We start from the raw sequence: 13500 nt of genomic DNA on the forward strand, positions 1-13500 counted from the left end.
AAAATTTTTTTTCTATCATTATCCTGCTCGTAAGAGGCGTGTAGCGTTGTCGTGTCCGAAAAGATAAAGGAGTAACCTTAAAGCTTGTCCTTGCTCAGAAGAAAGATGAGGATCACGTTGTAAAAATAAGCGTGCATCCTTTCTTGCTATTGATAAAAGATCACTGTGAACAGCAAGATTTGCTATATGAAATTCAGGGGCCCCGGATTGTTTTGTTCCCAAAAGTTCTCCTTCGCCTCGCAAGCGCCAATCTTCTTCGGCGATTTCAAAACCATCTTCTGTATTACGGATAATATTCAAGCGTTTTGCTGCTGTTTTGGTGAGTGGATCTTTATAGAGCAAAATACAGGAAGATTTTTTATCGCCTCGTCCTACACGTCCACGCAATTGGTGCAATTGTGAAAGGCCAAAATGTTCTGCATGTTCGATGATAATAATGGAAGCGTCTGGAATATCCACGCCTACTTCAATGACGGTCGTTGCAACTAAAATACGTGTATTTCCGCATTTAAAAGATGCCATAGCTGCTTCTTTTTCTGCTGTAGACATTTTACCATGGATCATCCCAACACGTGCTCCAAAGCGTTCATGAAGAAACGCAAAACGATTTTCAATTGAAGTGAGATCAAGAGCTGTCGATTCCTCCACTAAAGGACAAATCCAATAGAGTTTTTCTTCTTTTTCGAGTGCAATTGCGATTCGTTCTATAAGCTCATGCATACGTTTTAAAGAAAGCATTGCTGTTGTAATGGGTTGTCGTCCCATGGGTTTTTCTGTAATTTTGGATACATCCATGTCGCCAAAAGCTGTTAAGACAAGTGTGCGGGGAATGGGCGTGGCGGTCATGACCAGCATGTCCGGTTTATTGCCTTTTTCTGTAAGTGCAATACGTTGATGCACACCAAAACGGTGTTGTTCATCGATAATGGTTAAGGCGAGATTGTTATAAGTAACGCTGTCTTGTATAAGAGCATGGGTTCCAATGACAATAGAAACTTGACCTGACAAAATATCATTCAAAATATTTGTTCGCAATTTTCCTTTTTCTCGTCCTGTTAAAAGCGTTGTTTGTAAGCCTATCTTTTCGGCAAGAGGGGTAATGGTGGCAAAATGTTGCCGAGCAAGAACTTCTGTGGGGGCCATTAAAGCTGATTGACCTGCATTTTCAGCAATTTGTGCCATTGCCATTAATGCCACGATTGTTTTTCCTGCGCCTACATCGCCTTGGAGCAGTCTTAGCATCGGTTCTGGTGAAGAAAGATCATTGGCAATGTCTTCTATTGCTTTTATTTGTCCTTTTGTGAGTTGAAAGGGGAGAACATTAAGCAATTTTTTCGTATAAATTCCCGTTGATGGTCGAGGGGTCCCAACAAGAGATTTGGTTTTCAAACGTACAAGACCTAGCGCCAATTGACAAGCGAGAAGTTCATCATAGGCAAGACGTTTACGTGCTGTACTTTCTAGAGCTAGATCATCGGGATTAATAGGGGCATGGATACGGCGTAAAGCAACAGAAAAGGAAGAAAAGTTTTGCTGTTTTTTAACATTTTCATCTATCCATTCTGGGAGAAGAGGAATAAAATCGAGAGCGTTTTGTATAGCACGTCTTAACGTTTTTGAGGCGAGTCCAGCGGTAGAGGGATAAACAGGTTCGATGAGAGGAATCTGATTTGATTGTTCGCTCGGGATGATATGGTCGGGATGGGCCATTGAAAGTTGCCCATTAAACCATTCAACTTTTCCTGATACAATGACTTTTTTCCCCTCAGAGAGTTGTTTTTTGAGCCAAAGAGGCTGAGCATGAAAAAAAACTAAATTTATTTTTCCTGTTTGATCATGGGCAATAACACGATAGGGAATTCGATTATGACCACGGGGTGGAGGCTGGTGTTGATCAATGACAATTTCCAGCGTAACAGTCTCTCCTTCTTTTGCATCAGCAATGCTGGGACGCATTCTGCGGTCTATAACAGAATGGGGCATCAATTGAAGAAGGTCAATAAGCGTTGCTTCACGTTGTGTCGGATTAATATTTAAAAGTTTTGTCAGTAAGCCATAGACCTTAGGTGTAATACCAGAAAGGGTTCGAATGGAATTAAAAAGAGGGGTAAGAAGACTTGGAGGCATGAGGAAATTTAACCTGCTCTTTTTGTTTTTTCTAGACCTTTAGAAGAGCTTTTTTGGGGATAAATTCATAAAGAGAAAGTTGTTTTATTAACTTTATTGAGTGTTAGGGAAGAAAAATGAATATTTAATGAGAAATACAATAAAAGAATACTAAAATTAAAGGGCTTATATGAGATATATTTTTCTTCTTTTTATTTTAGGCGTTTATTTGCTGTGAATAGAGGTCTTTTCTTGATAGAACTCTCTTATAAATATCAGTAAAATTGGGATATTTTCCTATGTGGGATGATAAATTTATAGCTTTAACGTTATGTTAGTGTGAAATTTTTTCTTTAAGGGGTGCTGTTTTGCATTTAGTTTGTAATAGGAAATTGTGAGAGTGATCAAAGATAAAAATAAACTGCAAAAAGACAAAAATTCTCTTCCTCGCTTTATTCATTTGAGAGTGCATTCAGCTTATTCTTTGCTTGAAGGGGCTTTAAAAATCCCGCAAATTATTCAACAGGCGATTTCAGATCATGCACCAGCGGTTGCTATTAGTGATACCAATAATTTATTTGGGGCTTTGGAATTTTCGCAGTATTGTCTTTCTCATGGGATTCAACCTATTATTGGTTGTCAGCTTACCGTTGATTTTTGTGATGAAAATAATCATTCACGTTTGGTTAAAGGACGGAATGCTTCTGATTTTTGTTCTATCGTTCTGTTGGCTGCTAGTAAAACCGGCTATGCTCATTTGGTTCGTCTTGTAAGCCGTGCTTATCTTGATAAATGTGATACGGATCCTCCTCATATTAAAGCTGATTGGCTGGTGGCACACAGTGAAGGCATCATCGCTTTAACGGGTGGTAAGGGAGGACCTATTAATCTTTCCTTGGCAGAAGAAAAAAAAGAACGCGCTGTTGAGCGCCTAATTTATTTGAAAAAAACTTTCTCTGATCGTCTTTATGTGGAATTACAACGGCATGGCTCTTATGACAGAGGGGTAGAAGCAGATCTTATTGAATTAGCTTATGCGCATGAAGTTCCTCTTGTTGCAACGAATGAAGCTTTTTTTCTGAATAGAGAAGGGTATGAAGCTCATGATGCATTAATGGCTGTTTCAGAAGGACAAATCGTCTCTAATCCAGATCGCAAGCGGGTGACTCCAGATCATTATTTGAAATCACAAAATGAAATGGTTGCACTGTTTTCTGATCTTCCAGAAGCTTTAGAAAATAGTGTTGAAATTGCATTACGTTGTCATATTGCAACGCCTCTTCGAAAACCGATATTGCCTCGTTTTATAGAACAATCTGCTAGCTCAGAAACTACTTTAGAAGCAGAAGATAATGAGCTGTTAAGTCAAGCTAAAGCTGGTTTAGAGATGCGACTTAAAACGATTGGATTGGCTGAAGGGTATACGATCGCAGATTATGAACAGCGGCTTAATTATGAGGTCTCAGTTATTACGCGTATGCAATTTTCTGGATATTTTCTTATCGTTTCAGATTTCATAAAATGGGCGAAGATTCATGATATTCCTGTTGGTCCAGGGCGGGGTTCTGGTGCTGGTTCACTTGTTGCTTATGCATTGACGATTACCGATGTTGATCCATTGCGTTTTTCTCTTCTCTTTGAACGTTTTCTCAATCCAGATCGTGTTTCGATGCCAGATTTTGATATCGACTTTTGTCAAGAACGGCGTGAAGAAGTTATTCAATATGTTCAAAAAAAATATGGACGTGATCAAGTTGCTCAAATTATTACCTTTGGTAAGTTACAAGCCCGTGCGGTTTTGCGTGATGTAGGGCGTGTTTTAGAAGTACCTTATCGTCAGGTGGATTATCTTACAAAATTAATTCCTGCCACACCAGGAAGTCAGGTAGAATTAGCGGATGCGATTAAGGATGAACCTAAATTTGAAGAGGAAAAGAAAAAAGATCCGCTCGTAGGACACGTATTAGATATAGCACTTCAGTTGGAGGGACTTTATCGTCACGCTTCTACTCATGCTGCAGGGATTGTTATTGGAGATCGTCCGCTTTGGGAGCTTGTCCCAATGTATCGTGATCCTCGTTCTGATATGCCTGTTACACAATTTAACATGAAATATGTTGAACAGGCAGGGCTGGTAAAGTTTGATTTTCTTGGGTTAAAAACGCTTACTGTTTTGAAAATGGCCGTTGACTTTGTTGCTAGACAAGGGATCAAAATAGATTTGTCAAATATTCCTCTGAATGATGAAGCAACTTACGCTATGATGGCGCGGGGTGAAACGGTTGGCGTGTTTCAGGTGGAAAGTTCTGGTATGCGCAAGGCGCTGATTGGAATGAAGCCAGACTGTATTGAGGATATTATTGCGCTGGTTGCGCTTTATCGTCCTGGTCCAATGGAGAATATTCCAACCTATAACGCACGCAAACACGGGGAAGAGGAAATTGCTTCTATTCATCCTAAAATAGATCATCTGATTAAAGAAACACAAGGTGTTATAGTCTATCAAGAACAGGTGATGCAGATTGCTCAGGTGCTGGCTGGTTATTCGCTTGGAGAAGCTGATTTATTACGTCGTGCTATGGGGAAAAAAATTCATGCAGAAATGCAAAAACAGCGTACACGTTTTGTCAATGGAGCCGTTGCTGGTGGAGTTGATAAAGAGCAAGCTGATATTATCTTTGATCTTTTAGCAAAGTTTGCTGATTATGGATTTAATAAATCGCATGCTGCTGCTTATGCAATTGTTTCTTATCAAACAGCTTATATGAAAGCTAATTATCCCGTTGAATTTTTAGCTGCTTCAATGACGCATGATATGATGAATACCGATAAGCTCAATGATTTTCGGCGTGAGGCATTAAGGCTGGGTATTGAAGTTATTGCACCTTCTATACAAACATCTCATCGTATTTTTGAGGTTGCTGGTAACTGTATTTATTATTCTCTTGCTGCCATTAAAGGGGTGGGAGAAACAGTTGTCGATCATATCGTCGCTTGTCGTGGAAATAAGATTTTTAAGGATCTGGAAGATTTTTGTGCACGCGTTGATCTTCGTATTGTTAATAAGCGTGCAATGGAAAGTTTAGTTTGTGCCGGCGCTTTTGATTGTTTTAATATTGCACGTGAGGTTTTATTAGCCAATCTTGGAACACTTCATGCACGGGCACTTCGTATTCTCAATAACAGCTCTAGCGGGCAGGTTGATATATTTGGAATGGAAGGCGGATTAAAAGAACCATTAATTTTATCCCAAACGACTCCTTGGTTGTTGGCTGAAAAACTTTATAGAGAATTTCAAGCAATAGGCTTTTACTTTTCTGCTCATCCATTGGATGAGTATCAAGTTATTCTTACCAAAAAACGCGTTCAGACTTGGAGCAATTTTGCCAATGCTGTTAAAGGAGGGGCAACAGCTGCACGGCTTGCTGGAACCGTTGTGGCAAAAAGTGTACGCAAAACAAAGTCTGGTAAAAAAATGGGAATTATTCATTTCTCTGATACAAGTGGGCAATATGAGGCTATTCTCTTTTCTGAAGTACTTTCGGATTATGAGGAGATGCTAGAACCTGGAAAATCTTTTATTATTACGGTGAGCGCAGAAAATCGCTCTGAAGGGATTAGTTTGCGAATTGAGACAATTCAGTCTTTGGAAAAGGAAGCATTACAGCAGCATAAAATGATGCGTCTTTTTATAAAAACAGTTGATATGCTTCCACAAATTGAACAAAACTTAAAGCTTGGGGGACATGGAGAGGTTGGACTTATTTTAATTCAAGAAGATGGATTGCGAGAAGTCGAAATTGCACTTCCAAAGCGATATAAGGTCAATTCACATGTTGCAAATGCTATGAAATTAATTCAGGGTATTGTCGATGTGGAATTGAGTTAAAATGAGATTAAAGATAGAGGCTATATGGGGGGCTTTTTTTGCTTTTGGAAAAGTTGAGCTTTAAAAATCAGATAGGTGATTTCGAAAGATCTTGCTTTTATTTTAGTAAATTATCATGGACTTTCAGTGCCATAAAGTCAAAAAATCTCTTTCTTTGGTAATATTCAAAATACTGAAAGAATTTTATAATTTTTTATCATTATTTTTTATGGAATTCATCGCATCATACATATAAAGCCAATGGAGGCTTGACATAATGCTCTCAGGTGTACGAATTTTCATCATGAGATTACGTGCAATGGCTATGGGGCCGATTGCATGATAAGCTAATCTGTTGAAATCTCCACGTTTTTTGACTGCTGCGATACGGGGAATACGTGTTGCTTCGTAAAGCAAAAGTGCTTTTGTTAATGAAAGATCTTTCAATGAAAGTACTTCTGCTAATGTGGCAGCATCTTCGATTGCCATAGCAGCCCCTTGCGCTGCAAAAGGTAAAGCTGCATGCGCACAATCGCCAACAAATACTTGTCTCTTTAAGCCTAGAAAACGATTTTGTTTCATGTGAAAGAGCGGCCAATATCTCCATTCATCAATATGATCAAAGATTCGTAATATTTTTGAATTCCAACCTTTAAAAAGAGATTTGAGTTTTTCTTTATCTCCTTTATGGGCCCATCCTTCTTTTGAATTTTCTCCATGCGTAATAGCGACAAAGTTAAAAACTTTTTCTGATGACTGAAGGGGATAGACAACAAGGTGATTGTTTGGTCCCATCCATGCTGTGATTGTCTTCATATTTTGTAACGAAGAACGAAAGTTTTGGGGAAGATTATCACATGCTGTTGTTGCACGCCAAGCAATAAAGCCACTAAAATTTGCTTTTTCATGAAAAGGAGATTGTTGCCGTAGTGTTGACCAAACGCCATCACATCCGATCAGGAGGGGCGTTGTATAAAGCTGTTTTATTGCTGTATCTGTTTTTATTGTCGTTATTTTAATGTTGGTTGCAGAGTGGGTAGAAGATATGATTGTTTCGCCTGCTTTGTATTTAATCAGAGGATTTTCAATTACTGCATTATATAAAATTTTTTGTAAAGCCGCACGATGAATGGTCATATAAGGGGCTTTCCAATATTTTTTTGTTAGATTGATAAGATGAGCATGTAGATGTGTTTTTAAAGATATTCCATCTTTTAACTCAAGAAAATCTGGGATTATTGCGACTTCAGTGAGTTTGTTAAGAAGGTTCCAGTGAGCAAAAATAGATGTTGCATTCGGAGTGAGTTGAATACCAGCACCTATCGTTTCAAGTTGCTTACACTTTTCGATAATGGTGCTTGCAATTCCTTTATGAGCGAGTGCTAAAGCGGTGCTTAAACCAGCAATTCCTCCTCCAACGATAATGGGTGATTGCTCCACAAATGATTTCATACTAAATAAGAAAAACTAAAAGAATGGTAGAAAGCCCGATAACGCATTATACTAACTCTTCTGGATGATATAAACATCCTGTTGGGTTTGTTTGATCGTAGGAGAGTGAGGGAACATAACGATAAAGGGTTGAGCAATAAGGGCAGATTTTTTCATCAGCTGCCCCCATATCGATAAAGATATGGGGATGATCGAATGGTTGTGTCGCCCCTACACACATAAATTCTTTCACACCAATTTCGATTGTTTTATATCCAAGATCATTTTGGAAATGGGGAATGTTATGATCAGCCATGGTGTATAAACTCCAGAATAAATTGTTTCATCAGCTATGATAAGGCTCTTCTATTTTACAAGCGTGAGTTTGTAATAATGCTTATAATAATGCAAGATGCTTTTTAAGGTAAAGTGCTCTTCTTTTATGCTATATAGAATAATTGTCATGTGTTTAGCACTTTGCATAGGGAACTTGTTTCTAAGTATTTTTAAATATTAAATGGGAAAATAATAATAAAAATGAGACATTGATGTATTATGAAGCTGATAACATATTATAGAATGTTATGTGAGGTATTTCATCAAGGATTTTAGAAAGTATAAAATAAGCTTAATGAGCATATATGGAACAGAGGGTGACAGATAAAATTTCTATATCAGATATAACAATGAAAAATCCGGTACGATTTATTAATCGAGAGTTTTCATGGCTACAATTTAATAATCGTGTTTTGATGGAAGCGGCTAATTCGAAACATCCTTTATTAGAACGCTTACAATTTCTTTCGATTTCAGCAACAAATCTTGATGAGTTTTTTATGGTTCGTGTTGCTGGTCTTGTAGCTCAAATTCGTGCTCATGTTACAGCGCGCAGTGCAGATGGGTATACTCCACAAGAACAACTTGATGTTGTGTTAGCTGAGATTTCACAGTTGCAGGCTCATCAACTACGGGAATTGAATGTTTTACGTGGTGAATTAAAAAAGAATAATATTGAAATTATTTGTTCTGATGATCTTTCAGAAATTGAAAAATCATGGCTTGAAAAATATTTTCTTGATACAATTTTTCCTGTTTTAAAACCTTTACCTGTTGATTCTACACATCCTTTTCCCTTTATTCCTAATTTAGGGCTTTGTCTTGCGTTTCAATTGTTTGAAGAGGTAGATCAATACGCATATACAGTTTTATTGCCCATTTCAAAGCTTTTGAGGCGTTTTATTCTTCTTCCTCAAGAGGAAGGGCATCATTTTCGTTTTATTGCATCTGAAGATGTTATTTATCTTTTTATCAAATATCTATTTCCTCACTATGAGATTAATGAAATTGGTATATTTAGAGTGATTCGTGATAGCGATATTGAAGTAGAAGAAGAAGCGGAGGATCTTGTTCATTTTTTCGAAAAGGCCCTTAAAAGGCGGCGGCGTGGTCAGGTTATTCGTGTTGAATTTGACGCAAAAATGCCAGAGAATTTACGCCAATTTATAGCAAATAGTCTTGCTGTTCCTGATAACTGTATTCATGTTCTTGATGGGCCTTTGGCACTTAATATGGTTTCAGAAATTGTTTCTATTCCCCGTGATGACCTCAAATTTATCCCCTATATTCCTCGTGTTCCGGAATCTCTTCGTAAACATAATGGAGATTGTTTTGCGGCTATTCGTGAAAATGATATTGTGATTCATCACCCTTATGAAACATTTGATGTTGTTGTCCAGTTTTTACGTCAAGCTGCCCACGATCCTGATGTTGTGGAAATCAAACAAACACTTTATCGCACATCAAATGATAGCCCAATTGTTAGTGCTTTGATTGAAGCCGCTAAACGGGGAAAGTCTGTGACTGCTTTGGTAGAACTTAAAGCACGTTTTGATGAGGAAGCAAATATTCGTTGGGCACGGGATCTTGAATGTGCTGGAGTTCAAGTTATTTTTGGTTTTATTACTTTAAAAACACATGCCAAGATGTCTCTGGTTGTGAGACGTGAGGGAAAACGTCTTTGTTCTTATGTTCATCTTGGAACAGGAAATTATCATCCCGTTAACGCTAAAACTTATACGGATCTTTCTTTTTTTTCCACGGATGATGATATCGCTCATGATGTTGTGTTATTGTTCAATTATATTGCGCAATATGAGCGTCCACATGAAACAATGAAGATTGCGTTTTCACCCTTAACTTTGCGTGGTCGTATTCTTCAACATATTGAAGAAGAAATTGCTCATGCCCAACAAGGAAAGTTTGCTGCTATTTGGATGAAAGTAAATGCATTGGTTGATCCTGAAATTATTGATGCTTTATATCGTGCTAGTCAAGCAGGGGTACAGATTGATTTGGTTGTGCGGGGGATATGTTGTTTACGTCCTCGTATTCCAGGAATTTCGGATAATATTCGTGTAAAATCAATCGTAGGGCGTTTTCTTGAACATAGTCGTATTTTTTGTTTTGGGAATGGTCAAGATTTGCCTAACGAAAATGCACTTGTTTACTTAGGCTCTGCTGATATGATGCCTCGTAATCTAAATCATCGTATTGAAATATTGGTTCCAGTTTTTAATAAAATGGTGCGGCGGCAGATTCTTTTACAAATTATGGTAGCTAATCTCATTGATAATCAACAAAGCTTTGATATACTCAAGGATGGAACATCAAAACGTATCATACCGCAGAGAGGTGAAAGTCCGTTTAATGCGCAGGAGTATTTTATGGCCAATACAGGTTTTGCGGGGGAGAATGAGTCTTTTGAATCTTCCATTTCGCGCTTGGTTGCATTGCGTCGACAACAAGCTGAAATGTATAAAGACTGAAATCCAATGACATATAGAGATGCTCAAGGCCGGTTAAAAGGGCGTAAGCCTGTTGCTGTTATTGATATTGGATCAAATTCTGTTCGTTTAGTTATTTATGAGGGGCTTGTTCGCTCACCAACGGTTTTGTTTAATGAAAAGATCCTTTGTGGTCTTGGTCATGGTGTGGCAAAAACAGGTTTTTTAGAAGAAAAAGCGATGAAAATGGCGTTGCGAACACTCAAGCGGTTTCGTACGCTTTGTCAACAAATTGGGGCTGATGAGGTCTATACTTTAGCAACGGCAGCAGCACGAGATGCAAAAAATGGCGTCACGTTTATTCAAAGTGCTGAAGATATTTTACAAAATAAAATACATCTGCTTTCAGGAAGTGAAGAAGCGATGTATTCAGCCTATGGGGTTGTTTCTACTTTTTATCAACCAAAGGGACTTTCTGGAGATCTTGGTGGTGGAAGTTTAGAACTTATTGATATTGATCATTCTGATGTCGGTGAAGGGATAACGCTTCCATTGGGTGGTTTACGACTACAATATATGTCAAATAATGATAGTGCTATTGCTGCGAAAATTGTACATGAGCAATTTTATAAATCTTCTGTTTCACGTACACGTAAAAGTATGGCACGTCATTTTTATGCTGTAGGGGGGACATGGCGTAATTTGGCAAAACTTCATATGGCAATGAAACACTATCGGCTCCCTGTTATGCATGGCTATGAAGTTGATGCCATGGAAATGGAGAGTTTTTTACGTCTTGTCGCAGGCGGCAATATTGATAATATGAGGGGGATTGCGGCGGTTTCACAGAATCGTCGGAAACTTTTATCGTATGGAGCAATTGTCCTTATTGAACTCATTCAGTGTATGGGATTTGAAAAGATAATCTTTTCTGGTGCTGGCGTTCGTGAAGGTTTTCTTTATTCACGCTTGCCACAGGCGATTCGGCTTTCAGATCCTCTCATTGCTGCCTGCACAGAAATGGCTATTTTACGGGCACGTTCTCCAAAACAAGCAGAAGAGCTTATTGATTTTACGACGAATGCCTTTGATGTTTTTGGAATTTCAGAAACTGAAAATGAATGCCGTTATCGTCAAGCGGCTTGTCTTCTTGCTGATATTGGTTGGCGTATACATCCGGATTATCGGGGTAATGAAGCAGCTAATCAGATAGCATTAGGGTCTTACCCAGGAATTTCTCATGAGGGGCGCCTTTATGCAGCGCTTGCTGTTTTTTTTCGCAATACGAGTGTACTGATTGATAAAGAATCTCTTCCTATTTTTCAATTAGCAAAGCAAAATCTCATTGAGAAAGCACGTATTCTTGGTGAAACCATGCGTATTGCTCATCTGTTTAGTGCTTCTGTTGCAGGGATTTTACCTCATTTACTGTGGCTTAAAAAAGAAGATCATATTGTTTTGCAGATTCCAAAAAATTATGCTGGATTATTAGGAGAACGTCCTCTTGGACGATTAAAGAAGTTATCAAAAATAATAAATCAACCTCTTGCTTTTGAAATTTCTTGATTTCTTCTGCTAATTTATTCGCGTTTTAGATCTTAAAAGATTAGGTATTTTAGTTTTCATGCTCGCTCATTTTTAATGATTGGATTGCAATTTTGATTAAGATTTTTTTTTAAACTTTTATGAAAAGCTTTGTGTTTTTTAGATTTTTTTAACAAGATGGTTATTTGGTTGATTTGACAAAGATTAAGCTGTTCTCTTTAGTAAGCATAAGCATTTGCGATTTAAGTTTTTAAATTTGTCAGCAGCAGATTTTATTTATCTTATTTGTGTTATCCTATAAAGCATAGCAGTTGATGTGGATAATAAGGAGCGTAGAGGATTTTTTAATGAGAATATTTTAAATTCACTCAAAAAATTCTTTCATATTATTTCAAGTAAAATTGATTTAAGAAGATACGATTACAATTTTTTTAATCCTTTGATTTTCCGCTCATCGTAATTACAATAAACCTCTTTTAGGAGATTTTATGGAAATCTTAGAATGTGGGGGAAATGTACATTAAAGCTGTTTTGTGCTTATTTTTCCATCGTTAAAATAAAAACCTATCTGCCCCTTTAGAAGCTGTTCAGCTTTTTGACCAAATATTTCATAGCGCCAGCCATTCATAGCGGGGATATTTTTCTTTGTTCCTCCATTGGCAATTTTTTCTAAATCATTAGATGTTGCAATAATTTTAGGAGCAATGTTGTTTTCGTTTGCAACAAGTTTTAATAATACTTTAAGCAGATCAATAACAGCCGCTGTCGTATCATTGAGTGGATTATGTTTGGGAATGGGAGGTAAAGTAGAAAGGTCGACCTCTAAACCTTCATGGACAGCTTTTATTAATGATTGTGCAATTGAGCGTTTATCCCAATTTTTATTAAGACTGCGCAATCGTTTTAATGCAGTTTCATCTTTTGGTTGTTGGGTTGCTATTTCTATAAGACATTCATCTTTCATGATATGGCGACGGGGCATATTGTATTTTCGTGCTTCACGTTCACGCCAAGCCGCTATCTTTTGTAATACAGCAAGTTCACGTTGCTTTTTAACTTTTCCTTTCACTTTTTTCCATGCTTCATCTTCTGGCATATCATAGGTTTTAGGATTTAAAAGGATTGTAATTTCATCATTCATCCAGTGAGTCCGTTGATTTTTTTCTAACCTTTTTTTTAAGAGGAGGTAAACATCTCTTAGATGAGTGACATCAGCAAGGGCATAGAGCAGTTGTTTTTCAGACAGCGGGCGACAACTCCAGTCTGTAAAGCGGGAGGATTTATCAAGATGATGTCCTGTGCAGCGTTGTACAATTTGATCATAGGAGATAGAATCACCAAATCCACAAATTGATCCTGCTATTTGTGTGTCGAAGAGAGGGGAAGGAATAACACCTCCAAGATGATAAATTGTTTCAATATCTTGGCGGGCAGCATGAAAAACTTTGACAACTTTTTTATCGATCATAAGGTCAAAAAAGGGTTGTAAATCAATATTTGGTGCTATGGGATCAATGAGAACTGTAACATCTGGTGATGCGAGCTGAATTAAACACAGTTGAGGCCAAAAAGTTGTTTCGCGGATAAATTCAGTATCAACGGTTACAAAGTCAGAGGTACGTAGAGTGTTAAGTGCAATTTCAAGATCTGTTGTTTGTGTAATAAGATTCATCATTCTATTATAATTCAATAAATTTAAATTTGTATTTTATTGACTTTATTTTCGCGTTTTTATTGTCATATCTTGACAAATGGTTATTAAAAAGC

Annotated in this window: 7 protein-coding genes; 3 read left to right on the forward strand and 4 right to left on the reverse strand. The window is 37.5% G+C overall.

The window, feature by feature from the left end:
- Positions 1-18: 18 nt before the first annotated feature.
- The gene (recG, locus tag D1092_RS03345; RefSeq protein WP_148255605.1) at positions 19-2127 is read right to left on the reverse strand and encodes an ATP-dependent DNA helicase RecG; all 2109 of its coding nucleotides are present in this window, start codon (positions 2125-2127) and stop codon (positions 19-21) included.
- A 379-nt stretch (positions 2128-2506) separates the two neighbouring features.
- Between recG and dnaE the strand changes: the two genes are divergently transcribed.
- Entirely contained in the window at positions 2507-5995 is a 3489-nt protein-coding gene (dnaE, locus tag D1092_RS03350) for a DNA polymerase III subunit alpha (RefSeq protein ID WP_120122178.1), read from the forward strand.
- 183 nt (positions 5996-6178) lie between these two features.
- Here dnaE and D1092_RS03355 read toward each other — a convergent pair whose 3' ends face one another.
- Both D1092_RS03355 and D1092_RS03360 read right to left on the reverse strand, forming a co-directional pair.
- Positions 6179-7426, reverse strand: a complete 1248-nt coding sequence (locus tag D1092_RS03355) for an FAD-binding protein (protein WP_120122179.1) — start codon at positions 7424-7426, stop codon at positions 6179-6181.
- A 46-nt stretch (positions 7427-7472) separates the two neighbouring features.
- On the reverse strand, positions 7473-7721 hold the full coding sequence (locus D1092_RS03360; RefSeq protein WP_120122180.1) for a zinc-finger domain-containing protein: 249 nt from the start codon (positions 7719-7721) through the stop codon (positions 7473-7475).
- Between the two features lie 325 nt (positions 7722-8046).
- On the opposite strand from D1092_RS03360, the gene D1092_RS03365 reads away from it, so the two are divergent.
- Complete coding sequence (locus tag D1092_RS03365; RefSeq protein WP_120122181.1) at positions 8047-10230, forward strand: RNA degradosome polyphosphate kinase; 2184 nt, start codon at positions 8047-8049, stop codon at positions 10228-10230.
- Between the two features lie 6 nt (positions 10231-10236).
- Positions 10237-11754, forward strand: a complete 1518-nt coding sequence (gene ppx, locus D1092_RS03370) for an exopolyphosphatase (RefSeq protein WP_120122182.1) — start codon at positions 10237-10239, stop codon at positions 11752-11754.
- Positions 11755-12253: 499 nt separating this feature from the next.
- Here ppx and rnd read toward each other — a convergent pair whose 3' ends face one another.
- Positions 12254-13408 (reverse strand): ribonuclease D, encoded by a 1155-nt coding sequence (gene rnd / locus D1092_RS03375; protein ID WP_120122183.1) that lies wholly within the window; start codon positions 13406-13408, stop codon positions 12254-12256.
- Between the last annotated feature and the right edge of the window lie 92 nt (positions 13409-13500).

The organism is Bartonella krasnovii (genome assembly GCF_003606345.3).
Lineage (GTDB): Bacteria > Pseudomonadota > Alphaproteobacteria > Rhizobiales > Rhizobiaceae > Bartonella > Bartonella krasnovii.

What these genes read in the sequence shown, in the direction of transcription:
- D1092_RS03360 (WP_120122180.1), bottom strand. Translation starts at nt 7,721, where the DNA reads ATGGCTGATCATAACATTCCCCATTTCCAAAATGATCTTGGATATAAA.
- rnd (WP_120122183.1), bottom strand. Translation starts at nt 13,408, where the DNA reads ATGATGAATCTTATTACACAAACAACAGATCTTGAAATTGCACTTAAC.
- D1092_RS03355 (WP_120122179.1), bottom strand. Translation starts at nt 7,426, where the DNA reads ATGAAATCATTTGTGGAGCAATCACCCATTATCGTTGGAGGAGGAATT.
- ppx (WP_120122182.1), top strand. Translation starts at nt 10,237, where the DNA reads ATGACATATAGAGATGCTCAAGGCCGGTTAAAAGGGCGTAAGCCTGTT.
- D1092_RS03365 (WP_120122181.1), top strand. Translation starts at nt 8,047, where the DNA reads ATGGAACAGAGGGTGACAGATAAAATTTCTATATCAGATATAACAATG.
- recG (WP_148255605.1), bottom strand. Translation starts at nt 2,127, where the DNA reads ATGCCTCCAAGTCTTCTTACCCCTCTTTTTAATTCCATTCGAACCCTT.